Annotated in this window: 25 protein-coding genes, 1 tRNA gene and 1 other RNA gene; 9 read left to right on the forward strand and 18 right to left on the reverse strand. The window is 37.8% G+C overall.

Translation table 11 applies throughout. The features are described from left to right. Window positions 1-823: 823 nt before the first annotated feature. A complete protein-coding gene (locus tag AC1Q51_RS16190) occupies window positions 824-1,756 on the forward strand; it encodes a carbohydrate binding domain-containing protein (protein WP_492331600.1) in 933 nt (310 codons plus the stop codon). Between the two features lie 327 nt (window positions 1,757-2,083). Here the strand turns inward: AC1Q51_RS16190 and ssrA are convergent. The 7 genes from ssrA to AC1Q51_RS16225 all read right to left on the reverse strand — a co-directional run bounded on the left by ssrA (window position 2,084) and on the right by AC1Q51_RS16225 (window position 8,153). Continuing rightward, window positions 2,084-2,438: a transfer-messenger RNA gene (gene ssrA, locus AC1Q51_RS16195) on the reverse strand. A gap of 126 nt (window positions 2,439-2,564) precedes the next feature. After that, complete coding sequence (gene smpB, locus AC1Q51_RS16200; protein ID WP_001123920.1) at window positions 2,565-3,032, reverse strand: SsrA-binding protein; 468 nt, start codon at window positions 3,030-3,032, stop codon at window positions 2,565-2,567. Between the two features lie 247 nt (window positions 3,033-3,279). Next, complete coding sequence (rnr, locus tag AC1Q51_RS16205; protein ID WP_492331601.1) at window positions 3,280-5,724, reverse strand: ribonuclease R; 2,445 nt, start codon at window positions 5,722-5,724, stop codon at window positions 3,280-3,282. Window positions 5,725-5,866: 142 nt separating this feature from the next. Further along, the gene (gene estA / locus AC1Q51_RS16210) at window positions 5,867-6,607 is read right to left on the reverse strand and encodes a carboxylesterase (RefSeq protein WP_000761986.1); all 741 of its coding nucleotides are present in this window, start codon (window positions 6,605-6,607) and stop codon (window positions 5,867-5,869) included. A 160-nt stretch (window positions 6,608-6,767) separates the two neighbouring features. Beyond that, window positions 6,768-7,001 carry a preprotein translocase subunit SecG gene (gene secG, locus AC1Q51_RS16215; protein ID WP_000557266.1) on the reverse strand — a complete coding sequence of 78 codons (234 nt, stop codon included), beginning with the start codon at window positions 6,999-7,001 and terminating at the stop codon, window positions 6,768-6,770. 94 nt (window positions 7,002-7,095) lie between these two features. Then, window positions 7,096-7,788, reverse strand: a complete 693-nt coding sequence (locus tag AC1Q51_RS16220; protein WP_000078304.1) for an LrgB family protein — start codon at window positions 7,786-7,788, stop codon at window positions 7,096-7,098. Continuing rightward, the gene (locus AC1Q51_RS16225) at window positions 7,785-8,153 is read right to left on the reverse strand and encodes a CidA/LrgA family holin-like protein (protein ID WP_000673222.1); all 369 of its coding nucleotides are present in this window, start codon (window positions 8,151-8,153) and stop codon (window positions 7,785-7,787) included. Before AC1Q51_RS16225 ends, AC1Q51_RS16220 begins: the two co-directional genes overlap by 4 nt. A gap of 352 nt (window positions 8,154-8,505) precedes the next feature. Between AC1Q51_RS16225 and AC1Q51_RS16230 the strand changes: the two genes are divergently transcribed. Continuing rightward, window positions 8,506-9,456, forward strand: a complete 951-nt coding sequence (locus AC1Q51_RS16230) for a nucleoside hydrolase (RefSeq protein WP_001125053.1) — start codon at window positions 8,506-8,508, stop codon at window positions 9,454-9,456. Between the two features lie 51 nt (window positions 9,457-9,507). Here the strand turns inward: AC1Q51_RS16230 and eno are convergent, their stop codons facing one another. The 10 genes from eno to AC1Q51_RS16280 all read right to left on the reverse strand — a co-directional run bounded on the left by eno (window position 9,508) and on the right by AC1Q51_RS16280 (window position 20,586). After that, complete coding sequence (gene eno / locus AC1Q51_RS16235; RefSeq protein WP_000103951.1) at window positions 9,508-10,803, reverse strand: phosphopyruvate hydratase; 1,296 nt, start codon at window positions 10,801-10,803, stop codon at window positions 9,508-9,510. Between the two features lie 30 nt (window positions 10,804-10,833). Beyond that, entirely contained in the window at window positions 10,834-12,363 is a 1,530-nt protein-coding gene (gpmI, locus tag AC1Q51_RS16240) for a 2,3-bisphosphoglycerate-independent phosphoglycerate mutase (RefSeq protein WP_001231158.1), read from the reverse strand. Next, window positions 12,360-13,115 carry a triose-phosphate isomerase gene (tpiA, locus tag AC1Q51_RS16245; protein WP_001231038.1) on the reverse strand — a complete coding sequence of 252 codons (756 nt, stop codon included), beginning with the start codon at window positions 13,113-13,115 and terminating at the stop codon, window positions 12,360-12,362. Before tpiA ends, gpmI begins: the two co-directional genes overlap by 4 nt. Window positions 13,116-13,147: 32 nt before the next feature. Further along, window positions 13,148-14,332, reverse strand: coding sequence for a phosphoglycerate kinase (locus tag AC1Q51_RS16250; RefSeq protein WP_001036331.1), 1,185 nt, complete (start codon window positions 14,330-14,332; stop codon window positions 13,148-13,150). Between the two features lie 139 nt (window positions 14,333-14,471). Next, on the reverse strand, window positions 14,472-15,476 hold the full coding sequence (gene gap / locus AC1Q51_RS16255; RefSeq protein WP_000161234.1) for a type I glyceraldehyde-3-phosphate dehydrogenase: 1,005 nt from the start codon (window positions 15,474-15,476) through the stop codon (window positions 14,472-14,474). Between the two features lie 26 nt (window positions 15,477-15,502). Continuing rightward, the gene (gene cggR, locus AC1Q51_RS16260) at window positions 15,503-16,531 is read right to left on the reverse strand and encodes a gapA transcriptional regulator CggR (RefSeq protein ID WP_001258185.1); all 1,029 of its coding nucleotides are present in this window, start codon (window positions 16,529-16,531) and stop codon (window positions 15,503-15,505) included. A gap of 135 nt (window positions 16,532-16,666) precedes the next feature. Continuing rightward, entirely contained in the window at window positions 16,667-16,912 is a 246-nt protein-coding gene (locus tag AC1Q51_RS16265) for a glutaredoxin family protein (protein WP_000869730.1), read from the reverse strand. A 9-nt stretch (window positions 16,913-16,921) separates the two neighbouring features. Further along, window positions 16,922-18,229, reverse strand: coding sequence for an RNA polymerase factor sigma-54 (gene rpoN / locus AC1Q51_RS16270; RefSeq protein WP_098235681.1), 1,308 nt, complete (start codon window positions 18,227-18,229; stop codon window positions 16,922-16,924). 248 nt (window positions 18,230-18,477) lie between these two features. Continuing rightward, a complete protein-coding gene (locus tag AC1Q51_RS16275; protein WP_098250817.1) occupies window positions 18,478-19,698 on the reverse strand; it encodes an ABC transporter permease in 1,221 nt (406 codons plus the stop codon). A gap of 3 nt (window positions 19,699-19,701) precedes the next feature. Continuing rightward, window positions 19,702-20,586, reverse strand: coding sequence for an ABC transporter ATP-binding protein (locus AC1Q51_RS16280; RefSeq protein ID WP_000863493.1), 885 nt, complete (start codon window positions 20,584-20,586; stop codon window positions 19,702-19,704). A 282-nt stretch (window positions 20,587-20,868) separates the two neighbouring features. Here AC1Q51_RS16280 and AC1Q51_RS16285 point away from each other — a divergent pair, with 282 nt between their 5' ends. Beyond that, window positions 20,869-23,220, forward strand: coding sequence for a sensor histidine kinase (locus tag AC1Q51_RS16285; RefSeq protein WP_400606304.1), 2,352 nt, complete (start codon window positions 20,869-20,871; stop codon window positions 23,218-23,220). A gap of 3 nt (window positions 23,221-23,223) precedes the next feature. After that, window positions 23,224-23,865 carry a response regulator transcription factor gene (locus tag AC1Q51_RS16290; protein WP_098235684.1) on the forward strand — a complete coding sequence of 214 codons (642 nt, stop codon included), beginning with the start codon at window positions 23,224-23,226 and terminating at the stop codon, window positions 23,863-23,865. 95 nt (window positions 23,866-23,960) lie between these two features. Here the strand turns inward: AC1Q51_RS16290 and AC1Q51_RS16295 are convergent. Next, a tRNA-Arg gene (locus AC1Q51_RS16295) sits at window positions 23,961-24,036 on the reverse strand. A 204-nt stretch (window positions 24,037-24,240) separates the two neighbouring features. On the opposite strand from AC1Q51_RS16295, the gene AC1Q51_RS16300 reads away from it, so the two are divergent. The 5 genes from AC1Q51_RS16300 (at window position 24,241) to spoVAE (ending at window position 26,896) form a co-directional block, all read left to right on the forward strand. Beyond that, the gene (locus tag AC1Q51_RS16300; RefSeq protein ID WP_000216166.1) at window positions 24,241-24,447 is read left to right on the forward strand and encodes a DUF1657 domain-containing protein; all 207 of its coding nucleotides are present in this window, start codon (window positions 24,241-24,243) and stop codon (window positions 24,445-24,447) included. Window positions 24,448-24,540: 93 nt separating this feature from the next. Beyond that, entirely contained in the window at window positions 24,541-25,026 is a 486-nt protein-coding gene (locus AC1Q51_RS16305) for a YhcN/YlaJ family sporulation lipoprotein (protein WP_001228546.1), read from the forward strand. A gap of 29 nt (window positions 25,027-25,055) precedes the next feature. After that, window positions 25,056-25,532, forward strand: a complete 477-nt coding sequence (gene spoVAC, locus AC1Q51_RS16310) for a stage V sporulation protein AC (protein ID WP_000095399.1) — start codon at window positions 25,056-25,058, stop codon at window positions 25,530-25,532. Then, window positions 25,533-26,549: a stage V sporulation protein AD gene (spoVAD, locus tag AC1Q51_RS16315; RefSeq protein ID WP_000938972.1), complete on the forward strand. Its 1,017-nt coding sequence runs from the start codon at window positions 25,533-25,535 to the stop codon at window positions 26,547-26,549. Next, entirely contained in the window at window positions 26,546-26,896 is a 351-nt protein-coding gene (spoVAE, locus tag AC1Q51_RS16320) for a stage V sporulation protein AE (protein WP_000575919.1), read from the forward strand. The genes spoVAD and spoVAE overlap by 4 nt, the downstream gene beginning before the upstream one ends.

Below are 26,896 nucleotides of genomic sequence, written 5' to 3' on the forward strand. Positions count from 1 at the left end.
AAAAAAAACCATAACCTCGCCAATATGGCAAAGTTATGGTTCATATCATACAATGTCATTTTACCTATAAGTTGGCCAGAAAACACTTATTTTTGTAGATAATCATCTAATTATTCAACCGAATCGGAAGCATAAATTGACCGTGTTTTAATTATTAACCCATAAGCTTGCCGTGTGTTTTATTAATGTAGCTTTGGAATAATGTTTGGCCAAATTGATACTAATAACCTTAATAAACGAGCAAGTGGAAGTGACGCTTTCGTTAGTTAATAGGTCACTTTGCTCTCTTGATATGCTTTCTTTACCCGTTCAATTTGAGCGAGGTGTCCTTGTATATATTGAAGATCTTTCAAGGGCTAGAAGGGGCACCTGTGCTGGGAAGTGCAAAGTAGATTCCAGTAAAAGGATAAAAAATGTACGGTGCACTTTTTAAAAAGGTTTTTGGTAATCATTTTGCAGTACGTTAAGGTATTCATAGTGTTGCAAATATCTATTTTCTATTTCGCTACGAATATCACCGTATTATCGAAAATTAATTTGCAACACAATATATGCAACGTTATGGCGCCATAAAAATCAAGCCCAAGTGGAGTGTTGCATAAATGTTAATTTTTGCAACTGTCGACGCATCGTGTATTACATTTTCTGTAAGTTACTTTACACTTCACGGCACGGTTGCTCCCTCTACCCCTTCAAATGAAAATAACCTAAATCTCTGATACATAAATTATTTATTGTTAAAGTTGTTCTTTGGCAGGTTTATCCAAACATATATAGAAATATGAAAAAGTAAATTTTAATCTGACCAAAGGAGATGAAGAAATTGTTAAAAAAAGTCGGTATAGGAGTCTTTTCTACAGCAATTGTATTAAGTGCCAGTATAGGTTTTTCAGGTATTGTATCAGCAGATAGTTCATCTGCAAATGAACAAGTTAAGAATGGAGATTTTGAGGATGGGCTAAATAACTGGATTTTATCTAATCCTAATTCTTCTACCGAGAATATCGGCACTTCTGAACCAGCCAATCATTATCTCAAATTAATACATGCAGACACAGCCTATCAGCTTGTTACTGTAAAGCCGAATACAGAATATACATTAACATTTGATATAGCGGGAAGTATAGGTTCTCCATCAGAAGTAACAGTAGGTAATCTGAATGCCCATCAAGAAATCGTTCCATTAACAAAAAAGCAATATTCAGAATTTAAGCCGGAACATCATGAGATGAAGTTTAAAACAGGGGAAGATGTGTCAAACTTTGCTGTCAAACTTGCTTCTACAGCAAATGGGAGGGTTAAGTTTGATAATGTACAATTAAAGGAGAAGGAGAACCCTTATATTTTAAATATTGATTTTGACCACAATTCAAGTTTAGAACCTTTTAAACCAGCATATGGCTCTTTAATTTACAATATTGAAGAGCATGCAGGAGTAAATAATTCTAAAGGACTTCATTTTAGTTCAGGAGCTGGTCATCTTAAGGGAGACGTAACTTTGAAGCCTAATACTACATACATCATGTCCGCATCTGGAAAAGTATCGGGTCCTGAAAAAACCTTATTTGTAGGAGCACAGTCTCCTGGGGGAGAAAACACATTTGTTATGACGTTTACTTCCACACAGTATGAACAAAAATCGGTTGAATTTACTACTCTAAATACTAATAATCCATATAAGGTCATCTTACAAATTAATGGATATGTTAACATCGGTGATGCCTATCTTGATGATATCGTACTAGTTGAAAAGTAGCCATAATTAAAAATATATTTCTATCATTGACACATGAAAACAATTCTAGAAATGAGTCGCCATATGCCCATCAACTTAAGGATTTTATAACGCCCCAAAACGAAAAAAATGTACATTTTTTTTCGTTTTGGGGTATTTGCTATTCTTAGATTGATGATGATGTGATGCTATCCCTAAAAGTCGCGACTTTATTTAAAGGCGACATTAAAAATATTCTTCAAATTCTGGAAGCATAAGTTGGCCGTAAACTAAAAGAAGCATAAGTTGGCCAAAACGGCCATCTTATGCTTCTTGTTATACAAAATAAAAAAACCACCAAATATGTATTGGTGGAGACGGTGGGAGTCGAACCCACGTCCAAAAATATCGGCACTTAAGCTTCTACGAGTGTAGTCGATATATTAGCATTTCGCGAACTCTTCGGCCTATCGACAGGCTTCCAAGTTGCTAGTCTGGTTGTTCTCTTCCTTTGTCCTCAGACGGCGAACTCCGGCGTAGTCCACTTAGTTTGAGTCCCTTACCCTACCACATGGACGATGGAGGGAGGAACCTTTAGTGCAATTAAGCAGCTAAAGAAAGATTGTTTTGTTTGCCAATTATAGGCTTTGACGTTTTAACGAGGCCGATCCCCTCGACTCGCAACCTAAGCTCGAACTATCCCTGTCGAATCCGTAACGTCCCCATGATAAAAATGGAGCATACGAAGAAAATATCGTGATAGCTACTAAGAGCTGTTTTTCAATGTGCAACAACCTTACATAAGTTATTATATCATACGCGCGCCGTTTTACAAATGTAAATATCTGTATTACATCTTTTGGCGATCACGGAACACGCGTGCAATTTCACGTTTCGCTTCTTTCTCTTTTAAATCGTGACGTTTATCGTATTGTTTCTTACCTTTTGCTAAACCAAGTGCCATTTTTGCAAATCCATTTTTCAAATAGATTCTAAGTGGAACTAATGCGTAACCTGTTTCTTTTGCAGCGCCTGCTAGCTTATCAATTTCTTTTTTATGAAGAAGTAATTTTCTCGTACGAAGTGGATCATGGTTGAAACGATTCCCTTGTTCGTACGTATTAATGTGCATATTATGAACCCATACTTCACCATTATGTACACGTGCAAACGCATCTTTCAAGTTCACGCGACCAGCGCGGATCGACTTAATTTCCGTTCCTTGAAGGACAAGCCCTGCTTCGTATGTTTCTTCAATGAAATAATCATGAAACGCTTTTTTATTTTGTGCAATAACCTTACCTGTACCTTTTGGCATATAACGTCCCTCCTCTATTTTTACTATTGTAACAAATGTAAACAAAAAGCGAAAGTGGCTCGTTCAGAATGTGAGGTGGATGGAGCTTCTGACCTTGAGGCGCTCTTTGCCTCTCGGGAAGAAGTGAAGCCGCCGAACATTCTAGCCACTGTAGCTGGATTCCATAAAAACCGAAAGTGGCTCGCTCTCAAGCCACCAAGAAAAAAGAAAAAGCCCCGCTTTTCATCAAAGCGAAGCCATCCTTTTCTTACTTACGCTTTTTCTTTTTCTTCTTGAATCCTGGTACGTTTTCGAAAAATCCTTTTTTCTTCTTGCCGTTACCATCTTTTTTCCCTGGCTGACTTGCGGATGCGGATGTGGATGTGGATGTGGATGCAGATGCGGATCCTCTTCCTTTTCCTTTGCCACCACGGTCAAATTTTCTACCTGTGCCACGTTCACCGCCGCGCTCATTACTGCGCTCGCTACGTCCACCGCGTTTCTTTCTGCCTGTTCTTGGCTGCTCGATAACGACTGGACGATCTTTGAACTTACGGCGAGGTGTACCTTTCATGCCAACGATTTCAAAGTCGATTGCACGCTCGTCTTTGTTTACGTTAATAACGCGAATTGTAATTTCGTCACCGATGCGGAATACGTTTCCTGTACGCTCTCCGATCATAGCGAAATGTTGCTCGTCATAACGGTAGTAATCATCCGTTAAATAACTAACGTGTACAAGACCTTCAATTGTATTTGGAAGCTCTACGAATAAACCGAAGTTTGTTACAGAGCTAATCATACCGTCATACTCTTCACCGATCTTATCAACCATATACTCTGCTTTTTTCATCTCATCTGTTTCACGCTCTGCTTCAACAGCACGGCGTTCCATATTAGAAGAGTGCTCTGCAATCTCAGGTAATTTTTCACGCCATTTTGCTTGCGTTTCATTGTCGACTTTACCATTAATAATGTATTCACGAATTAATCTATGAACAATTGTATCTGGGTAACGACGAATTGGTGATGTGAAATGTGTGTAGAACTCAGTTGATAAACCGAAATGTCCTAAACTATCCGCATCGTAACGAGCTTGCTTCATAGAACGAAGCATAACTGTTGAAATAACTACTTCTTCTGGCTGTCCTTGAACCATTTCAAGAATTTGTTGCAGCGCACGAGGGTGCACTTCATTCGCACGTCCTTTTACCGCATATCCGAAGTTCGTTACAAACTCGAAGAAACGCTCAAGCTTATCTTCTTTCGGATCTTCATGGACACGGTACATAAACGGTACGTTCATCCAGTGGAAGTGCTCTGCTACTGTTTCATTCGCAACAAGCATAAATTCTTCAATTAACTTCTCTGATACAGAGCGATCGCGCATGACAACATCAGTCGGTTTTCCTTCTTCATCTACTAATACTTTCGCTTCTTTAAAGTCAAAGTCAATTGCACCACGGCGCATACGTTTTTCACGTAGAATTTGTGCCAATTGCCCCATCTCTTTAAACATCGGTACTAATGGCTCATAACGCTTAATTAACTCTTCGTCCTCATCTTCTAAAATGCTTCTTACGTCAGCATACGTCATACGCTCTGTCGTTTTAATCACACTTTGGAAAATCTCGTGTTTAACAACATCACCTAAGTTGTTGATTTCCATTTCACAAGATAATGTCAGACGGTCTACTTTCGGATTTAATGAGCAAATACCGTTAGATAGACGATGTGGAATCATCGGAATTACACGGTCAACAAGATACACACTTGTCGCTCTTTCCGCTGCTTCTACATCAATTGGAGAACCTTCTTGAACGTAATGACTTACATCCGCAATGTGAACGCCTAGCTTGTAATTGCCGTTCTCAAGCTTCGTTACTGTAACAGCGTCATCTAAATCTTTCGCATCTGCACCATCAATCGTTACGATCATTTGATTACGTAAATCACGGCGATCTTTTAAATCTTCTTCTGAAATCGTTTCTGGTACACTGTTTGCATGCTCCATCACTTCTTCAGGGAATGCTAAAGGTAAATGATGTTTATGAATGACAGATAAAATATCTACTCCTGGATCATTTTTATGACCTAGAATTTGAATAACTTCACCTTCTGCACTTAAACGGTTTTCTGGGTAGCTCGTAATTTTCACAACTACTTTATGACCTTCTACAGCACCCATTGATGCACTTTTCAAGATAAAGATATCACTCGTCCAGCGCTTATTGTCAGGTATAACAAAGCCAAAGTTTTTCGATTCTGTATATGTACCAACAAGTTCTTTCGTTCCACGCTCTAAAATGCGTACAATTGAACCTTCTTGACGTGAACCGCTCGATTGAGAACTAAGTCGTGCTAATACTGTATCGCCATGAAGTGCACCATTTAATTCTGTAGGAGGGATGAAAAGATCATCGTCTCCCGTTTTCTTCTCGTCTGGTACAACGAATGCAAAACCACGTGCATGTCCAATTAACTTACCTCTTACTAAATTCATCTTTTCAGGAAGACCGTAACGGTTGCTACGTGTACGAATAACAAGTCCCTTCTCTTCCATCATTACAAGTGCCTTTACAAAATCTTTAAAGCCCTCAGAACCTTCAATTCCAAATGCCTCTTCTAACTCTTGTATCGTTAGCGGTTTATACGCTTCTTCTCTCATAAATAATAACAACTTATCAATATGTTCTTGTGTAATTTCTTCCAAGCAAAAATACCTCCTTTAAAACCTTATATTATTTAGTGTATCCGAAAGATAGGGGATGTATAAAGCGAAACTTCAATACTCCCCTTATGATTTTTACAGTTTTCACAAAAAATTCCTTATGAAAAAAAGAGGCAACTAGATCTTACCAATCTAGTTGCTCCAAGAAGTTATATACATCCTCATGTAGCTCGTCACGTTGTTTATCAAGTGTAATGACATGCGTAGAGTCTTCATACCATTTAATGTCTTTTAATGTAGATTCTACACCGTTATAAATAATGTTAGCACTATCTGTATTAATCATTTCGTCATGACGTGCTTGTACAACAAATGTTGGTGCATAAATCATATCCACATTGTTACGTACGTCAGCAATTAATTGTTGTAATGCTTTTAATGTATTCATCGGTGTCTTTTGGAATTCCAACATTTCTTGTTCAATTTGTTCTGGTGATTTTTGCTCACGTTTTTTATATTCGCGGGCATATGCCAATATACCTTGGTACATCGTTTCTTCGCTCTTAATATACATCGGTGCACACATTGGTACTACACCTAAAACCGGTACTGTATAACCTAATTTTAAAGAAAATACGCCGCCAAGTGACAATCCAACAACAGCAATTTTCTCAAAACCTTTATCTTTTAAAAGCTGATATGCCTCCGTTACATCTTGCCACCAATCTGTAGGGCCTGTATGAACAAGCTCTTCTGGTGGTACACCGTGCCCTTTATAAATTGGCGCATGACAAGTATAGCCTTTCTTTTCTAAGAAACGCCCTAACATACGTACATCAGCTGAGTTCCCTGTGAATCCATGTAGTAATAAAACAGCGCGGTCTCCACCCTCAAATGTAAATGGTTTCGGAGATGCTAATTTCATCATGTACTTCTCCTCTTTCTCTTCTGTAATCTAGTCGTATTCTTTCTATATCTAGTGTACCATATTTGTATTTCTATAATCTAATTAGAAACATCTTTCAAATGGCAAAACAAAAAAGAAGAACCATTAGTACATCTTACTAACGCTTCTTCTTTCAATTCTATAAGTTTAAGTACGTAACAGCAATTGTTAATACAAAGAACAATACAGCTAAAACAATTGTAATACGGTTTAATACTGCTTCAATTCCACGTGCTTTTTGCTTACCAAATAATTGCTCTGCACCGCCTGAAATTGCACCTGAAAGGCCTGAGCTATTACTAGACTGCATAAGTACCATAACAATCATTAAAATCGATACAGTAATAAGTAAAACGGATAATAACGTATGCACTTGGCGTACCTCCTACAAAGATTCAGTTATTGTAACTGTAGCATAAATCCTATAGAAAAGCGAGAGCTATAGAGTTGCCCTCGCTTTTCTTCTATTACATAAACATCATTGCAAATAACGGTCCAAGTAAACATGTCAAAATTGCTGTTAATGTCATTGTTACCGATCCAATAACACCTTCATGCTCGTTATTTTTCATTGCTCTCATAACACCCATAATATGAGAAGCACATCCAAATCCGATACCTTTACCAACTGAGTTTGTAACACGGCTCCATTTTAATAAGAGAGGTCCTGTAATTGTTCCAGTAATACCTGCGATAACAACGAAAGCTGCTGTTAAGGAAGGTACACCACCAACTTGTTCAGAAACGCTCATCGCAACTGGCATTGTTACCGATTTTGGTAAAGACGATAAGATTAAGCTTTTATCTGTTCCCATAAGTGAAGCAATAGCAAAATCACTAGCGATTGCGACTGTTGTACCTACTAATACCCCGCCAGCAATCGGTACAACATATTTTTGCAGAACATGACGTTGTTTATAAAGAGGAATTGCAAATGCTACAACACCGGGTCCAAGTAGCTTTGCAATCCATCCACCACCACTTTCCATATAATGTTGATATGGTATATCAAGCACGATAAATAGGAAAGCCATTAATCCTGTTGCTACAAGCATTGGAATGGTGAATGGTGTTGGAAATAATTTATAGATTTTTTTAGATAATTGATATAATAGCACCGTAAAAAGAACCCAACCGATTCCGATTAATATTTGGCTCATCGCGACTCTCTTTCCTTCCTATTCGCAAGATATTGTCCTGTATGTCCTGCGACAATAATAATTAAAAATGTACTCGCTACAACTGTAATGAAAAGAGAAATTCCTTTACTCATAAAAAAAGCACCGTAATTCATTAGGCCAAGCGTTGGCGGAATTAATAAAAACGGCATAATAGCAACGAGTGTTTCTGCTCCTAAATCGAACCATTTCACTGGAAGAACTTTTAGGCTAAGTAAAACAAGTAAGAGGAACATTCCAATCAAACTTCCTGGAATCGGAATATTTAACATTTCTTGCACCCAAGTTCCAACCATATAAAACACGTAAAGAGCAGCAATTTGGACAAGAATCTTTGTAAATTTCATGTTCATCATCCCTCATGTTTATACGATCTTCTGTTAATATCTTTATCATAGTATAAATTGTAAAAAGCTGCAATTTATCAACTTGACAGCAAAAACAGCCTATGTTATACGCTTACAACCTTGATATGACTGCATTTTCAAACGAAAATTACGTCAAAAACCTTGACCTAATATAAAAAGTTTTTATTTTCTGAATTTAAAAGACTATTATTTCAATAAAATAATCTTTTTATCCTTAAACTTACATATATATAAAGTGAAACTTTAATCATTGAGGTTTTCCTCATCCCCATTAATTATTATCCCTCACCAAGCGGATTTGTACCGGATAAACAAGATAGGTGGTGAACATATGCCCAAAAAAGTTCTCATTTTTTGTGATCCTGGGATTGATGATACGATGGCTCTCCTCTTAGCATTCTTTATCGATGAAATAGAAATCGTCGGTATCGTTGCTGATTACGGCAATGTTCCAAAAAAAATGGCCGTAGAAAATGCTCATTTTTTTAATAACGAAACAAAGAATAGAAATATCAAGATATTCGGTGGTTCAGAACGTCCCCTTACAGGTGCCCCACCTGCGTTTTTTACGGATGTACATGGGAAACAGGGGCTCGGTCCAATTATTCCAAAGGTGAATGTGACTAACGGAGAAATGGAGAATTTTTTTGAAGTCATTCCTCTTATTGAACAGTATAAAGATGAATTAATCATTGTAAGTTTAGGAAGACTTACCTCCCTAGCAATTTTATTCATCGTATGTAAACAGTTAATGAAGCAAGTTAAATCTTACTACGTAATGGGCGGTGCCTTTTTACATCCTGGTAATGTTACCCCTATTTCCGAAGCAAACTTTTATGGCGATCCTACTGCTGCTAATATAGTCCTTCAATCTACAGCTAACATGTATATATACCCATTAAACGTTACCCAATATTCCGTCATTACACCAGAAATGGCAGAGTATATTGAAGCAAAAGGAAAAGCCCCACTTCTCAAACCTTTATTCGATCATTATTACTACGGATATTATAAAGACGCCCTACCACATTTAAAAGGCAGCCCTTTCCATGACACAATGCCAATACTCGCTTTATTTGATAACTCTATGTTCACGTATCATAAATCACCTATTGTTGTCATGACAGAATCCTCTGCACAAGGAGCAAGCATAGGGGAATTTCGCTCTTTAGTGAACCAGAAGCCATTTATTGATTGGCCGGTTCATCAAATCGCAATTGATTTTGACTATAACCGCTTCTTCAAACATTTCATGTCACTTATGACGGGTGAACAATTTTAGCATAAAAAAACAGACCGTGATTTCTCACGGTCTGTCGTTTATTTTCTACAATTATCGTTTGATGTTATAGAAAGATTTGATACCATCGTAAACAGCGATTTCGCCTAGTTCGTCTTCGATGCGTAATAATTGGTTGTACTTAGCAATACGGTCAGTACGGCTCATAGAACCAGTTTTGATTTGGCCAGCGTTAGTTGCAACTGCGATGTCAGCGATTGTAGCATCTTCAGTTTCACCAGAACGGTGAGATACAACTGCTGTGTAACCAGCACGTTTAGCCATTTCGATAGCTTCGAAAGTCTCAGTTAAAGTACCGATTTGGTTAACTTTAATTAAGATTGAGTTAGAGATACCTTTTTCGATACCTTCAGCAAGTTTTTGAGTGTTAGTTACGAATAAATCGTCACCAACTAATTGTACTTTATCACCGATACGCTCAGTTAATAATTTGTGACCATCCCAGTCGTTTTCGTCTAAACCATCTTCGATAGAGATGATTGGGAAGTCTTTGCAAAGCTCTTCATAGAAATCAACCATTTCTGCAGAAGTTAAGCCAGTACGGCCTTCGCCTGCAAGGTCATATTTACCAGTTTCTTTGTTGTAGAACTCAGAAGAAGCAACGTCCATTCCTAAGAATACGTTCTCGCCAGCTTTGTAACCAGCTTTTTCGATAGCTTCGATGATTACTTCTAAAGCTTCACGGTTAGAACCAAGGTTTGGAGCGAATCCACCTTCGTCACCTACTGCAGTGTTAAGACCTTTGTCATGTAATACAGCTTTAAGTGCATGGAATACTTCAGCACCCATACGGATTGATTCTTTGAATGTTGGAGCACCAACTGGTAAGATCATGAACTCTTGGAAGTCAACGTTGTTATCAGCGTGAGAACCACCGTTGATGATGTTCATCATTGGAGTTGGTAATTGTTTTGCATTGAATCCACCAAGGTAACGGTATAATGGAAGACCTACGAAGTCAGCTGCTGCGTGAGCTACTGCCATAGATACACCAAGGATAGCGTTAGCGCCTAGTTTACCTTTGTTTGGAGTGCCATCTAATTCGATCATAGCACGGTCGATACCAGCTTGGTCAGTTACATCGAAACCAGCGATTTCTGGAGCGATAATTTCGTTAACGTTGTTTACTGCGTTAACAACACCTTTACCAAGGTAACGAGATTTGTCACCGTCACGTAATTCTACTGCTTCGTGCTCACCAGTAGATGCACCACTTGGTACGATAGCGCGTCCGAAAGCGCCGCTTTCTGTGTAAACTTCTACTTCTACAGTTGGATTACCACGAGAGTCAAGGACTTCGCGAGCATAAACATCAATAATTGTTGACATAATAAATTCTCTCCTTTTTATATAAGCAAATTATTTAATAATTGTTTTACCTGTCATTTCTTTCGGTTGTTCCACATTTAAAAGTGTAAGCATTGTTGGAGCGATATCTCCTAAAATACCACCTTCACGAAGCTCTACATCATTTTTTGTAACGATGAAAGGAACCGGGTTAGTTGTATGAGCTGTCATAGGACCGCCATCAGCAGTTAACTCCTGATCAGCATTACCATGGTCAGCAGTAATAAGTGCTACACCATCTTTTGCAAGAATCGCTTCTACAACTTTTCCTAAACATTCGTCAGTTGCTTCTACTGCTTTAATTGTTGGTTCCATCATCCCAGAATGGCCAACCATATCACAGTTCGCAAAGTTAAGAATGATAACATCATGTTTATCATTTTCGATTTCATTTACTAAAGCGTCCGTTACTTCGTAAATGCTCATTTCAGGTTTCAAGTCATACGTTGCAACCTTTGGTGAGTTAATTAAGATACGCTCTTCTCCTGGGAATTCAGCCTCACGACCACCGCTAAAGAAGAATGTAACGTGCGGATACTTTTCAGTTTCCGCGATGCGAAGTTGCTTTAATCCCGCTTGCGCAACAACTTCACCTAAAGTGTTATCAAGGTTCATTGGCTTGAATGCCACGTAACCATCTACAGTTTCACTGAAGTGTGTCATACATACGAATTCTGGAATGTGAGGTACTTTTTCACCACGATCGAACTCACGGAAGTCTTCGTTTGTAAATACACGAGCAATTTGAATTGCACGGTCTGGACGGAAGTTATAGAAGATAACTGCATCATCATCATTGATTGTTGCAACTGGCGTGTTATCTTCGTTAACAATTACAGACGGCAATACGAATTCATCATAGATACCGTTCGCATAAGAGTCTTCTACACACTCTTCTGCTGATTTATAAGTAGGGCCTTCACCATTCACCATAGCACTGTAACATTTTTCTACGCGATCCCAACGCTTGTCACGGTCCATAGAGTAATAACGACCAGAGATAGTCGCGAATTGTCCTACTCCTGTTTCTTTAATTACTTCATTCGTTGCATCGATATAACCTTTTGCTGTTTGTGGTCCAACATCGCGGCCGTCTAAGAATGCATGGATATAAACTTTCTCCACGCCTTCTTTTGCTGCTAAGCGAAGAAGAGCAAACATATGGTTCATGTGACTGTGCACACCACCGTCAGAAAGTAAACCGAATAAATGAAGTGCAGTACCTTTTTCTTTTACGCTTTTAATTGCATTTTGGAAAGTTTCGTTCTTATCGAACTCACCTTCACGAATTGCAACGTTAACGCGTGTTAAGCTTTGATATACTACGCGGCCAGCACCGATATTTAAGTGACCAACCTCAGAGTTACCCATTTGACCTTCTGGAAGACCTACCGCCTCGCCACAAGCTGTAAGCGTTGTATGAGGGAATTTGTTCCAGTAACCATCAAAATTAGGTTTCTTAGCTTGTGCTACAGCATTCCCGTAAGTTTCTTCACGAAGTCCGAAACCGTCAAGAATGATTAAAGCTGTTGGCTTTCTCATTTTACCGCCCCCAGAAGACCTAAGAACGAAGCAGGCTCTAAGCTAGCACCGCCAACTAAAGCGCCGTCGATGTCAGATTGTGCCATATACTCTTTAATGTTTTCTGGTTTTACGCTACCGCCGTATTGGATACGAACAGCTTCTGCAGCTTCTGGAGAAACAGCTTCTGCAACAACTTTACGGATGTGCGCACATACTTCGTTTGCATCTGCAGAAGAAGAAGATTTACCTGTACCGATAGCCCAGATTGGCTCATAAGCGATAACAGTTGCTTTAACTTGCTCTTCTGTTAAACCTGCAAGTGCTTTTGTCACTTGACCTGCTACTAGATCAAATGTTTTTCCGCTTTCGCGCTCTTCTAAAGTCTCACCACAACATACGATTGGTGTTAAACCATGTTCAAATGCTGCGATAGTCTTTTTGTTTACTGACTCATCTGTTTCAGCAAACATTTCACGACGCTCAGAGTGGCCAAGTACTACATAGCCAACTTTTAAGTCGCTAAGTGCTACTGGGCTAATTTCGCCAGTGAATGCACCATTTTTTTCGAAGTGCATGTTTTGTGCACCTACTTGTAAGTCAGTTCCTTCAGTTGCTGCTACAAGGCGCTCTAAGAATAGAGCTGGAGAGCAAACTACTGCATCAACAGCTGAAGCTGCTGGGATTTGACCTTTAACTTCCTCTACGAAGCTAACTGCTTCAGATAGAGTTTTATTCATTTTCCAGTTACCTGCGATAATTGGTTTACGCATGCTTTGCACCGTCCTTTTTCTTTGGCTGCTACTTATTTGTCGTTAAGACAAACTACACCTGGAAGCTCTTTACCTTCCATGAATTCTAATGACGCACCGCCGCCAGTAGAAATGTGGCTCATTTTATCAGCCATACCGAATTTTTCAACAGCTGCTGCAGAGTCACCACCGCCGATAACAGAGTATGTATCTTCTGCATCTGCTAATGCTTGTCCTACTGCTTTTGTACCTTCTGCGAATGGAGTCATTTCGAATACACCCATTGGTCCATTCCATACAACAAGCTTAGAATTTTTAATTACATCTGCATAAATTTCACGTGTTTTAGGACCGATGTCCACGCCTTCCCAGTTAGAAGGGATAGAGTCGATACCAACAATTTTAGTTGTTGCAGTTTCAGAGAATTCCTCAGTGATTACAACATCAACTGGCATGTAGAAGTTTACGCCTTTTTCTTTTGCAAGTTGCATAAATTCTTTAGCTAGTTCAATCTTGTCGTCTTCACATAGAGATAGACCAATTTCATGACCTAAAGCTTTAACGAATGTGTAAGCAAGTCCGCCACCGATGATTAAGTTATCTACTTTGTCTAATAGATGACGAATTACACCGATTTTATCTTTTACTTTCGCACCACCGATGATAGCTGTAAATGGACGTTCTGGGTTAGAAAGTGCTTTACCAAGTACATCTAACTCTTTTTCCATTAATAGACCAGATACTGCTGGTAGGTAGTCTGCGATACCTGCTGTAGAAGCATGAGCACGGTGAGCTGCACCGAATGCATCGTTTACGAAGATGTCAGCAAGTGCTGCAAATTCTTTCGCAAGTTCTGCATCGTTCTTTTCTTCGCCCGCATAGAAACGTACGTTTTCAAGAACTAATACGTCGCCTTCGTTCATTGCTGCAACCATTTCTTGTGCAACTGGTCCGAATGCTTCGTCCGCTTTTTTAACATCTTTACCAAGAAGCTCGCCTAAACGTGCTGCTACTGGAGTAAGACGTAATTCTTCTACTGCTTGACCTTTTGGACGGCCTAAGTGGCTTGCTAAAATAACTTTCGCACCTTGCTCTACTAAATATTGAATTGTAGGAAGAGCTGCACGGATACGAGTTTCATCTGTAATTTTGCCTTCTTTCATAGGTACGTTGAAATCAACGCGGCAAAATACACGCTTACCTTTTAAATCTACGTCACGAATTGATTTTTTGTTCATTGGATTTCCCTCCGACTACTAGTTAGGATTGACAAAACCCATTCAAAAGCTTAACACATTTGCTTTTAAAACGAAAGAAGAGAGAGAGGGAACAAACCCTCTCCCTCGTTTTGTCATTGATAACTTATATAATTAAGAATTAAAGACCTTTTGAAGTCATGTAAGCTGCTAAGTCTACTACGCGGTTAGAGTAACCAGTTTCGTTATCGTACCAAGAAAGTACTTTAACCATGTTACCTTCCATTACCATTGTAGATAATGCATCGATTGTAGAAGAAGCTGTACATCCGTTATAGTCGATAGATACTAATGGCTCTTCGCTGTATCCAAGGATACCTTTTAATTCGCCTTCAGCTGCTGCTTTGAATGCTGCGTTTACATCTTCAACTGTTACTTCTTTGTCAAGTTCAACAACTAAGTCAACAAGAGAAACGTTAGCAGTTGGAACACGTACAGCGCCACCGTTTAATTTACCTTTAAGTTCTGGTAATACTAATGCTACAGCTTTAGCTGCACCAGTAGATGTTGGGATCATGTTTTCAGCTGCTGCACGAGCACGACGTAAATCTTTGTGTGGTAAGTCTAAGATTTGTTGGTCGTTAGTGTAAGAGTGAATTGTTGTCATCATTCCGCGTTTTACGCCGAATTTTTCGTTTAATACTTTAGCGAATGGAGCTAGACAGTTTGTAGTACAAGAAGCGTTAGATACTACGTTGTGGTTAGCTGCATCGTATTGTTCATGGTTAACACCCATAACTACAGTGATATCTTCGTCAGAAGCTGGAGCTGAGATGATAACTTTCTTAACTGATCCACCTAAGTGTTTTTCAGCGTCTGATTTTTTAGTGAAACGGCCAGTAGATTCTACTACTACTTCTACTCCGTAGTCGCTCCATGGTAATTGAGCTGGGTCACGCTCAGCGATAACTTTAATTTCTTTACCGTTAACAACGATGCTGTTTTCGTTAGCAGATACTTCTGCATTTAAAGTTCCGTGAACTGTGTCATATTTTAAAAGGTGAGCTAATGTTTTAGCATCTGTTAAGTCGTTGATTGCTACTACTTCTACCTCAGAGTTGTTAAGAGCTGCGCGGAATACGTTACGTCCGATACGTCCAAATCCATTAATACCAATTTTAGTCATTTGAATTTCCTCCTTGGGGGATTATATTAAAGGGTAAAACCCTTTGTTAATTGTTTTGCTGCACCTTCATCTGTAATTAGAATTGAAGTGTGCCCTTGCTTTATTACAGCCTGTATTGCTTTTGCCTTTGAAGAACCTCCAGCGACTGCAACAACGTGAGATACATTTTGTAAATCCTCAAGTTGCATACCAACTGTTCTTACTTTATGAACAACATTTCCTTCTTCATTAAAGTAGTAACCGAAAGCTTCGCCAACTGCTTCGCTTGCTTGAATCTTTAACCAATCTGCTTCTGAAGTACTTCTGCGACGTGCCATTGTTAACGCATCACCTATTCCATGAATGACGATATTGGAAGATCGAATCAACTCAAGAACTTCTTTCACGGAAGGCTCTGTCACAATAGACGCATATGCTTCGCTACTAACATGGTCTGGAACATACAATAAGCGATAATTACTCATCGTATTTTGCGCCATCTTGGCACAAATGGTATTGGCTTCTAATTCAACACCTTCTCCAATTCCACCACGTGCTGGGACAAATAGCATATGTAAATCTTTGCAATCAAGTTGCATCATGTCCGCAGCAGCAGCTAGCGTAGTTCCTCCAGCCACAGCAACGATATTATTCGCTGTCAGACGGTCTTTTATACAAGTCACACAAGCACGGCCCATCTCCAGTTTGACCCAAGGTGATTCATCACTATCACCAGGGACAACGAAAACTTCATCCAAGTCTAATGTTTCCTTAAGTTGCTTTTCTAAAACCTTTAACCCGGAAATTTCTTTCATAAAGTCTTCCAAAGCAAGAACTAAAGCTGTTCCTTCTTCTGTCAAAGTCATTCCAGAAGAAGCGACGTGAACTAAGTTTTGTTCTTTCAAAACTTGAACTTCACTTCGCAATACTCGTTCTGTCATACCGAGGCTTGCTGATAAGTTTCTTCTTCCAATCGGCTGCATGAGCCTAATGTATTGAAGAATTTGCATTCTCGTTTGCATAACAGGTAGCAGATCAGGTAATAATTTTTTTGTATTCTGAATCCATGAGCGCATATCTTTTCTCCTCACTACATTGGTTCATTTTCCCTTGTGGTCACTTTACGTCCCGTAGTGACATTTTGTGTCCCACATAGGTTAAAAAAATAATCCCTGCTACGTGTATTATTGTAACAGGAGATAGAAACTTATTCAACTCTTAACTGCATTCTTTATATAGTTTATTATGACACCTTTGTGAATGTTACCATATTCTACTTGTTTTCCGTCCATTTCTACAACCGGAATCATTAAGTGATATTTTTCTAAAAGGTCATTATCTTCATATATATCTATTTCCTCGATTTGAAAAGAATATTCACATTGTACTTCCTGTAAAACTTGTTTCGCCTTCACGCAAAGGCCACAATCTTTTTTAGTATACAGTACAACTTTCATCTTCTTCACCTATCCGATCGTTTTTCGTAATGACGAAGCTGGGATATGCATTTGTTCTCTATACTTCGCCACTGTTCTTCGAGAAATAACAATTTCATGCTCTTCTTCTAATAATTTTGAAATCTTTTGATCTGAAAGTGGCTTTTTCTTATCCTCTGCCCCAATTAGCGTTTGAATAAATTGTTTTACACGTTTTGTAGAAACTGCTTCATCTTCAGTCGTCGAAACGGCATTGCTAAAGAACGATTTCATCTCAAATAAACCGTGTGGTGTTTGCACATATTTATTTCGCGTCGCACGACTAATTGTTGATTCATGCACACTTAACTCTTCCGCTACCTCTTTTAAAGCGAGAGGTCTTAAATACTCTGGACCTTTCCAGAAGAAATCACGTTGTTTTTCCATAATAATATTCATCACTTGCAGCAGCGTCTGTTTTCTCTGCTTCAAACTGCGCATAATCCACTGCACATGCTGATACTTTTCTGATACGTAAGATGCTACTTCACTTTCACTATTATTAAGAAGCGCACTATATTCAGAATGAATTTCAATTCTCGGCATATTTCTCTCATTCATTTGTAAAACGAGGCGATCGCCATCTTTTTTCACCGCCATATCAGGCACAATATAAAGTGGTTTATCTGAAGAAAACGCAAGACCTGGTTTTGGTTGTAATGACGTTATACAATTTACCGCACTCTGTAATTCCTCATTACTACATTTCAACACTTGAACGAGCTTTCGCCAATCTTTCTTCACAAAATAAGCGAAATGATCTTCTACAACCTCTTCTGCTAATCCATTCCGTCTTTGTAAGCGCTTCAATTGCAAGGTTAAACATTCCTGAATATTACGCGCCCCTACCCCTGCTGGTTCCAGTGATTGGACAAGCTCTACAGAGCGGTCGACTACATGAATTTGCGCAGAAAGGAGCTCTGCTAACTCTTCATTCGTTTCTTGTAAATATCCATTTCCATCCATGTTCATAATAATGAAAGAAGCTACTTTTCGCTCTTCTTCATCTATTTTATAATACTGTATTTGATTTAATAAATGTTGCTGAATCGTTGTAGAATCCACACTGTAGATCTCCATCTGATTCTCGACTTGTTTGCTGGTACTTTTACTGTTGTTAGAGCTCTTTTTCTTCTCCCTCTCAAAACCACCTAACTCAATAAGGGGATTCTCTAACGATTGCTCATACAAAAACTCCGATAATTCTTGTACATTATACTGGAGCATTGTAATCGCTTGCCTTAACTCTTGTGTCATTGCCAAACGTAAGCTTTGTTCTTGTAAAAGACTTGCCTTCAAACTAATCTCCCCCTTGTTTCTATTGTACAATAAGTTTGGTAAAAGGAGAATGCTATCACAGACACCCATTCCAAAATATTATTAATTTATATGTATTAATGAGATTTACAACTTACAACCTAAATTTGAATAATATTGAAAGAAAATAATAACATTAAAATTTAACACTAAGTACTAATAGTAAATATTAATACAAGATGTTAAAATGAGCAACAAAAAAGAGAAGATCCCATCTTCTCTTCCACTAATCAACTATTTTTCAAAAGCTGAAATAACTTCAAGCTCTTACCACTTCGCAAAATACCCTTTGGATATACTTTCGCAGCAAATAAAGAAATCAGGCTAATACTACTTAACAAAACCAATATAGACATTGCAATTTCCATACCACTCACAGACCCATTAATAATCCTAACTACCATACTAATTGGAGCTGTAAACGGAACATATGATGTCACCCTTGATACTAGCCCTTCAGGGTTATCAAGTACTACTAATAACTCCACCACTAAGCTTCCCATCAATATAAGAGTAATCGGCATCGTTGTTCCGGATAATTCTTCTGGCCTGCTTACCATAGAACCAAACACTGCGAAAAGTGCCGCATAAACGAAGTAACCGAGAACAAAATATAACAAGAAATATGCAGCATGCTCACCTGTAATCATATTTACATCAATATTCACTCCAAAAAACGAATCCGATACCTTAAAAATTCCAGATTTAATATATAGCGCCATAATAAGGAAGAAAATAAATAACTGTGTCAAACTAGCAAGACCGACTCCTAATATCTTCCCAAAGACCATGTGAACAGGCGACACCTTCGTTACCATCACTTCCATAACACGCGACGCCTTCTCTGACGCTACCGCTGTAGCAATCGCATTTCCATACGAAGTAATTGCTAAGTACATAATCGCTACTAATAAATACACCAGTAAGAATGAGCTTGTTTCTTCGTTATTTAAGTTTTGCTTTTTTGCTTGCACGTTCATCGTCAGTGATTTCACAGCCTCTTCTGATAACTGTTGTTTAACTACTGCACTTTGAAAATACTGATTTTGTACAAAGACCTGCGCACTTTGAATCAACTTAGGATTATCCACCTTCATAAAGTAATCTAATACTGGTTCAGCACCCGCACCCTCTTTTAATATAAAGAGCGCTTCGACTTTCTTATCTAACAAATCTTGCTTATATTGATTTAATTTTGTTTTATCGCCTAAAGACCAATCCCATTCTGGAAGAGCTTTACTAAGATTAGATTGATCCAAAGTAACATTAGGTGCTTCGGAAATAAATACAACTTTTGCTTTTTCTTTCTCTCCAGAAAACTTTTGTACTAAAGTTGGAAAGGAGAATAAGAATATCCCTCCCCCTATTAATAACAATGTCATCCCAATAAATATTTTCGTCCTCACACGATCCCAATACGTTTGCCCTAAAACAATCCAGAAATTCCTCATTACTTATGCACCCGCCTTTTCAACAAAGATTTGATGTAAAGAAGGTTCTTTAATAGAAACATCTCGGATATATTGTTTAGTTTTAATGTCTTCAAGCAGCGAAAATGCATCCTCTCCATCATTAACTTTAATCATGAACGTACGATTAACTTTTTCAAAATTGAAATTTTTCTTCTTAAGAATAGGTTCAATATCCCCTTCCGTTTGCAACGTCATATATTTGTATTGATAACTTTTCTTAATATCTGACAAGGCACCCGATAATACAAGTTGACCATTTTTCATAATACAAATTTCCTCACAGAACGTTTCTACACTGTCCATTTGATGACTACAGAAGATAATCGTTTTTCTTTGCGCGATTAACTCGAGCACAACATTTTTTAACATCTCTGCATTTACAGGATCCAATCCACTAAATGGTTCATCTAGTATGATGAATTCCGGATTATGCAATATCGCTGAAATCAATTGAATTTTTTGTTGATTTCCCTTTGACAATTCCTCTGTTTTCTTCTTTAAATGTGGTGTCATTTCTAATTTTTCTAGCCACTGTAACGCATGCCTTTTTGCAAGATTAGCTGGCATTCCTTCTAACTTGCCGAAATACACCAATTGCTCCACTACATTCATTTTCGGGTATAATCCACGCTCTTCTGGTAAATAGCCAATAGATAGGTCTTTCTTTGAAAAAGGGCGATTATTCCATAGAATTTGGCCGCTATCCGGTTTGATTAAATCTAAGATCATACGAATCGTTGTCGTCTTACCAGCACCATTTCGGCCCAGCATCCCTAAAATTCCACCTTCTTCTACACGTATATTTAAATCATTAACGGCTTTATATTCACCAAATGTTTTATTTAATCCTTGAATTTCAAATGCCATCCATAACAGCTCCTTTTAGCTTTTTACGAAATAAATAACCGCCATTCCTAATACAATCCCGCCTATCATCAAAAAAAACTTTTTCATCACTATTGCCTCCTTCATTTACTTGTTAAGTTGTATCTTTATCATAGACTTCTTTCTGATGCTATTGTCCGCAATCCGTACTGTATTTACCGTAAAAAAGCGAACCACTCTTATGTGGTTCACCGCAATTTCAACAGATGAAGTTGATTGTATGAAAACTTCTTAAATGTTATTATAAAAATATTCAGAAATTAAATGATATACCTACAAAGAGAGGTGTCCAAACCGTTGCAGATACAACGTAACTTCGTTTTCATTTTATGTGTAACTATCCTGTATTTTTGCTTACAAGGCTATATCTTATATAAAATAAACCAACCATATAGTGGAGTTTTTATTTCTAAAACAGACTCAGCTACATACACAATAGCAAAAATTAAATCCTCCGGTTGGGCTTTTCATACGGACTTAAAAGAAGGAGATATAATCTATTCGATTAATAAGGAAAAGCCTCATTTAGGAATACTTCCTGAATATCAAAACCAATCACTAAATGCATCTGAAATACAAATTAAAAAAGACGATATCACCCAAGCCTATAAAGGAACACAACATTTCATTGATTATCGTGACAAAATCATTTCTGTATACTTCCCCTTCCTACTCGCTTTTATTTGTTTAGGGTTATCTATTTTTCTTTATACAAAGAAGCCTTTGAACCGAGAAACATTCTTTTTGATCACGTTTCTATTCATGACTTCCTCAAGTCTTCTAATTGCAGTTGAATCTGGTAAAGGTGATTTTATCGCTCTCATTATTTTAAGTATTGTATTTCAAGGTACACCTATGTCTCTCATTTTATTGTTGAATGAATTATTCAAGAAAAAGCAACTATACGTCATTTCTATGAGATTTCTAAAAATCGATATTGCAATTGGAATTATTTTACTATTACTCTCTAATTTAACGATGTTCATTCCATTTCCAATAGTTAATACCGATGGATTAGAACTAATTTACCTTTCAATAAATATTATCTTTTGTATATATTTTTTAATCCGTGCCTATATCAAATATCACAGTACAGTACATAAACCATTTTTAAAATTAATGCTCACGATTCATTCCATTGCCTTCTTTCCGTTCGTTACACTCTATGCTCTTCCAGATGCAATATTCAGAACACCGATTCTCTCAGCAGATATTGGCGCTATGTTCCTAATCGCTCTTCCAATCGGTTATTTTTATTTAGTAGCGACGAAGCAGATTTTTGATATAGAGTTTGTATTTGATCGTTTACGGTATTACGCATTTCTGTCACTAATTCCAACTCTATTAATTGCAATCATTACGAGCTGGAGCATTTATTACAAAGACAATTTTCTCTCTCGACTGCTGCAAAGTTTTATTATTATTTTTCCGTTAAATATTCTATTTCTCATATTAAAAGAAAGATTAGATTTTACATTTCGTAATCACCTCTTTCGGACTAAAACAAACTTATACGTAAACATTGAACAGTTTACCGCACAGCTATCATCTATTATGAAAACAGAAGAGTTAGAGAAAAAATTCACTAATGAAATCGTTTCAATGTTGAAACCTTCTTTTATTCAATTTGTTCAATATGATATGAAAGAAAACACATATACACAATGCAACGGATATGGACAAACGAAAGATTTCACACTTTCTAAAAAGAAAAAATGGAGTATGGCAGCATTACTAATTAATGATTTATTAGAGGATGATGGATGCATCGGTATTTACTTATACTCTACTAAACATATAAAACACTACATCTGGATTGGAACAAAAGTGAATAATATTAAATATAATACGCATGAAAAATCATGGTTCATCACTGTCACGACATACGTCCGTCTTATTTACGAAAACTTGTATACCATTAATGAAATTATTCATTCTCTAGAGCAGGAGAGTTTAGAATCCAAAACAAATTCTGCAAGCTTATCACGCCTACTCTTTCAAATTTCTGAACAAGAAAGGCGCCGACTTGCTTCAGATTTACACGACTCTGCATTACAAGATCAAATTGTATGGTACCGCAAACTAGACTCTTTATTAAAAAACAAATCCGTTCCACTAGAATTAAAAAATGAACTAAAAAAAATCCATTTCGGTATGCACGATGTAATACAACAAATTCGCGACACATGTAATGAATTGCGTCCATCACTTTTATCAGATGCTGGTTTAATTGGTGCATTAAGAGAATTGCTAGCCCAAACACAATTGCGTGTGCAGTTTCAAATTCAATTTGATCATGAATCAATTCAAGAACATCATTACGATTTTGACAAAATTTTATCTTTATATCGTATCATTCAAGAACTACTAACAAACGCAGATAAACATTCCGAGGCAACCATCGTATCGATTTTTTTATGGGAAGAGAATAACTGTATTTTCCTAGACTACCGAGACAACGGCAAAGGTTTTAATATAGACACTCCCTACTCTCCTAAGCAGCATATGGGGCTTTCCGGTATAAAAGGAAGGCTTCAATCAATTGGTGGAGAAATACATATAGTATCCGAAGCTAAAAAAGGACTTCAAATAAACATTACAGTTCCGAGGTGGTAAATAATGATTCGAGTATTAATTGTAGATGATCATCAAATTGTAGGCGAAGGAACAAAGAGCATGATTGAATTAGAAGAAGATATGCAAGCAGAATATATTTTAAATGAACAGGAAGCACTCATAAAAAGTGACGCTACACCTTTTGACGTATACCTCTTGGATATGAATATGCCCAATTGTAGTGGTATTGAACTCGCTCAGAAAATATTACATATTCAAACAGATGCAAAAATCATTTTATATACAGGTTTTGAATACGTATCCCAATTCAATTTATTAATAAACTCTGGTATCAGCGGCATTATTAGTAAATCAGCTTCTCAACAAGAGCTATTAATGGCAATTCGTGCAGCTGTAAACGGATATACTTTACTTCCTATTTCGTTATTACGTCAACTACGTACAGACGATATAACAACTCAACAACTTAAAAATAAAACCGCTCTTCTTACACAAAAAGAATTAGAAATCTTAGAATCCGTCTCTAAAGGAAGTAGCAATAAACAAATTGCTGATGAACTGTACATGAGTTCAAGAGCTGTAGAATACAACCTAACAAAAATCTTCAAAAAATTAAAAGTAGGATCACGCTCCGAAGCTTTAACAGAAGCAATGAGACAAGGCATTTTGAAAGTACACATATAAAATGAAACTTCCATCAGTTTGTTTTGTTTAACCCTTAAATAATGAGATAAATAAAAAAAGTCCTAACCTACAAAACGTAAGTTAGGACTTTTTAACGCGCCCAGAGGGATTCGAACCCCCGGCAGACGTGGTACCGGAAACCACCGCTCTATCCGACTGAGCTATGGGCGCATGATTATAGAAAACACTTCATTTTCTTCTCATAATAATAGCAATAAAATCCATCTAAATCAATAAAAATATCCCCGTAATACCTTATGCATCTTAGCTAAAAGCATATAAAATCTATTTCACCCCTAAATTTTCCAATCATAAATTCACCCCAACTCACAAATTATAATCTTTGAATTGATATTCCAAAGGGGGCTTCATTCAATGACTGTAATTACAAAATTAAAGCAGACTGTTTCTGGATTAAAAAGTGCCCAAGCTAGCTTAGAGGGATTCGCTCTTGATACGGATAACCAACAAGCTAAGCAACTTTTCCAAACAGCTGCGCAGCAAACACAAACGATTATCGATTCTTTAAACCCACGTGTTGAAGAAGTCCAACAAGAAGAACCACAATACTCACAGCAATAACGAACCAATCTTGCTGTGAAATAGAAAAAGGATGATATGCAGTCATCCTTTTTCTATCACATTACATATTGCAATAGAAATGGAATGATAATTATGCGAAAACTCGGCCTCATAACCGCATTATTTGCACTTCTATTTAGCTCTTTTACCGGATGTGATAATAGTCCTTTAGATAAAAAAGTGAAAGAAGAAGCAAAACGAACGGAGAAAGAAAAAGGTCCAAAGTTAACAAAGACGAGTACGGAATCCTTTAATCAATCTATATCACAAGGAGCGAAGAAAAGAGCTCTCGCTATGGATGAAATTATAAAAAGCACAGCAGTGAATTCAAATTTAGATCTCTACATAGCAGTTACACCTGAGCATCACGAAAGGTTTGGATTAAAGCCGTTGCGCAGCAAACTTCAAAAGCAACTAAGTGATGAGCACCCTACTTTCGATGTTCGTGTCAGTACAGATAAAAAAATCTTTATGTTACTCGAAAAACTCGAAAGAAAAATTAAGGAAAAAGAAGTATCTAAAGATGAAATTAATAAACAATTAAAATTCATTGGTAAAAAAATGGAGTCTAACACTTAACGCTTTTTAAAAGAAAAGGAAGGATTGCAATGTCTAGTAAAGATAAAAACTTAACCCCTGTACAACAGGAGTATAAAAAATTCGAACAAGAACGCGAACCGAAACGACCTGTCTTAAAAAATTGTATAAAAGCCTTTTTCGTCGGTGGTTTTATTTGCTTCATCGGACAACTCATTTCTACTTTTTACATCACATATTTTGATTTCACTGAACGCTCAGCAGGCAATCCAACAGTCGCAACGCTCATTTTCATCTCCATGTTACTAACTGGATTTGGTATATACGATCGTTTTGGACAGTTTGCCGGTGCTGGTACAGCTGTACCTGTTACTGGATTTGGTAACTCTGTTATTGCCGCATGTATTGAGCATCGAACGGAAGGATTTGTCCTTGGCGTTGGCGGCAATATGTTTAAACTAGCTGGTTCTGTTATTTTATTTGGTGTATTTTCCGCTTTCGTCATCGCACTTATTAAAACTATTCTCGTTCAATGGGGAGGGCTATAAATGTTACAAGGACACCGAACGTGGGTATTTGAAAACAAACCAGTCATTATCTCAACAGGGGTTGTCGGTGGACCATTTGAAGCAAAGGGGAACATCCCAGAAGACTTCGATATCCTTCATGAAGATTTATGGCTCGGACAAGATTCCTATGAAAAAGCACATAAGATTTTATTCGAAGAAGCTTGTAGTCGCGCTACTGAAAAAGCAGAGCTTCGTAAAGATGATATTCAATTCGTACTCGCAGGAGATTTAATTAATCAAATTACTCCAACAAGCTTTGCTTGCCGCACACTTGGGACTCCTTATCTCGGATTATTCGGGGCTTGCTCTACTTCTATGGAAGGTTTAGCACTTGGGGCAAGTATCGTAAATGCAAAAGGTGCAAAATATTTATTAACTGGAGCTTCAAGCCATAATACAGCTGTAGAAAAACAGTTCCGCTACCCTACCGAATACGGTGGACAAAAGCCGCCTACTGCACAGTGGACAGTAACCGGAGCAGGAGCCGCTATTTTAAGCGATACTGGACACGGTCCAAGAGTAACCTCTGCAACAATCGGCCGAGTGGTTGATATGGGATTAACGGATCCATTTAATATGGGAGGCGCAATGGCTCCAGCTGCAGTTGATACAATTGAAGCCCATTTACGTGAACGTCAAATTGATGCCTCTTACTACGATTTAATCGTAACAGGCGATCTCGGACATGTAGGACGCGAAATTGCTTATGACTTACTACATAAACACGGAACGAAAGTAACGAGCGAACAATTTCAAGATTGCGGAATTATCATTTATAGAGAAGGACAACCTGTCATAGCTGGTGCTAGCGGACCTGGATGTTCCGCAACAGTCGTATACGGTCATTTATTAAACCGAATGAAAAGAGGAGAGTTCAAAAAAATACTTGTCGTTGCGACAGGCGCTTTACTATCTCCACTTACATTCCAACAAGAAGAAACGATTCCGTGTATCGCTCACGCCGTTTCGATTGAATTTGGAGGTGCAACGCAATGATTTTTTTCTGGGCTTTCGTCATTGGCGGACTTATATGTGTAATCGGCCAACTTATGTTTGATGTCGGCAAACTAACACCTGCTCATACAATGGCAACACTCGTTGTTGCTGGAGCTATATTAGATGGATTTAATTTGTATGAGCCATTAATTGATTTCGCTGGAGCCGGGGCAACTGTACCTATTACAAGCTTTGGTAATGCCCTCGTTCATGGCGCAATGGAAGAAGCTGCAAAACATGGCATCGTTGGCGTTATTACCGGCATGTTTAAAGTAACGAGCGCCGGTGTATCAGCGGCTATTATTTTCGGCTTCATTGGAGCATTGTTATTCAAACCGAAAGGATAA

The sequence above is a fragment of the Bacillus sp. MT94 genome, assembly GCF_058792475.1.

Bases quoted from the DNA above. Each gene is read 5' to 3' on its own strand.
- smpB (WP_001123920.1), bottom strand. From the start codon at position 3,032: ATGCCAAAAGGTACAGGTAAGGTTATTGCACAAAATAAAAAAGCGTTT.
- estA (WP_000761986.1), bottom strand. From the start codon at position 6,607: ATGAAATTAGCATCTCCGAAACCATTTACATTTGAGGGTGGAGACCGC.
- AC1Q51_RS16220 (WP_000078304.1), bottom strand. From the start codon at position 7,788: ATGAGCCAAATATTAATCGGAATCGGTTGGGTTCTTTTTACGGTGCTA.
- AC1Q51_RS16225 (WP_000673222.1), bottom strand. From the start codon at position 8,153: ATGAAATTTACAAAGATTCTTGTCCAAATTGCTGCTCTTTACGTGTTT.
- AC1Q51_RS16230 (WP_001125053.1), top strand. From the start codon at position 8,506: ATGCCCAAAAAAGTTCTCATTTTTTGTGATCCTGGGATTGATGATACG.
- eno (WP_000103951.1), bottom strand. From the start codon at position 10,803: ATGTCAACAATTATTGATGTTTATGCTCGCGAAGTCCTTGACTCTCGT.
- gpmI (WP_001231158.1), bottom strand. From the start codon at position 12,363: ATGAGAAAGCCAACAGCTTTAATCATTCTTGACGGTTTCGGACTTCGT.
- tpiA (WP_001231038.1), bottom strand. From the start codon at position 13,115: ATGCGTAAACCAATTATCGCAGGTAACTGGAAAATGAATAAAACTCTA.
- AC1Q51_RS16250 (WP_001036331.1), bottom strand. From the start codon at position 14,332: ATGAACAAAAAATCAATTCGTGACGTAGATTTAAAAGGTAAGCGTGTA.
- gap (WP_000161234.1), bottom strand. From the start codon at position 15,476: ATGACTAAAATTGGTATTAATGGATTTGGACGTATCGGACGTAACGTA.
- cggR (WP_001258185.1), bottom strand. From the start codon at position 16,531: ATGCGCTCATGGATTCAGAATACAAAAAAATTATTACCTGATCTGCTA.
- AC1Q51_RS16265 (WP_000869730.1), bottom strand. From the start codon at position 16,912: ATGAAAGTTGTACTGTATACTAAAAAAGATTGTGGCCTTTGCGTGAAG.
- AC1Q51_RS16275 (WP_098250817.1), bottom strand. From the start codon at position 19,698: ATGAGGAATTTCTGGATTGTTTTAGGGCAAACGTATTGGGATCGTGTG.
- AC1Q51_RS16280 (WP_000863493.1), bottom strand. From the start codon at position 20,586: ATGGCATTTGAAATTCAAGGATTAAATAAAACATTTGGTGAATATAAA.
- AC1Q51_RS16285 (WP_400606304.1), top strand. From the start codon at position 20,869: ATGATATACCTACAAAGAGAGGTGTCCAAACCGTTGCAGATACAACGT.
- AC1Q51_RS16290 (WP_098235684.1), top strand. From the start codon at position 23,224: ATGATTCGAGTATTAATTGTAGATGATCATCAAATTGTAGGCGAAGGA.
- AC1Q51_RS16300 (WP_000216166.1), top strand. From the start codon at position 24,241: ATGACTGTAATTACAAAATTAAAGCAGACTGTTTCTGGATTAAAAAGT.
- AC1Q51_RS16305 (WP_001228546.1), top strand. From the start codon at position 24,541: ATGCGAAAACTCGGCCTCATAACCGCATTATTTGCACTTCTATTTAGC.
- spoVAC (WP_000095399.1), top strand. From the start codon at position 25,056: ATGTCTAGTAAAGATAAAAACTTAACCCCTGTACAACAGGAGTATAAA.
- spoVAD (WP_000938972.1), top strand. From the start codon at position 25,533: ATGTTACAAGGACACCGAACGTGGGTATTTGAAAACAAACCAGTCATT.
- spoVAE (WP_000575919.1), top strand. From the start codon at position 26,546: ATGATTTTTTTCTGGGCTTTCGTCATTGGCGGACTTATATGTGTAATC.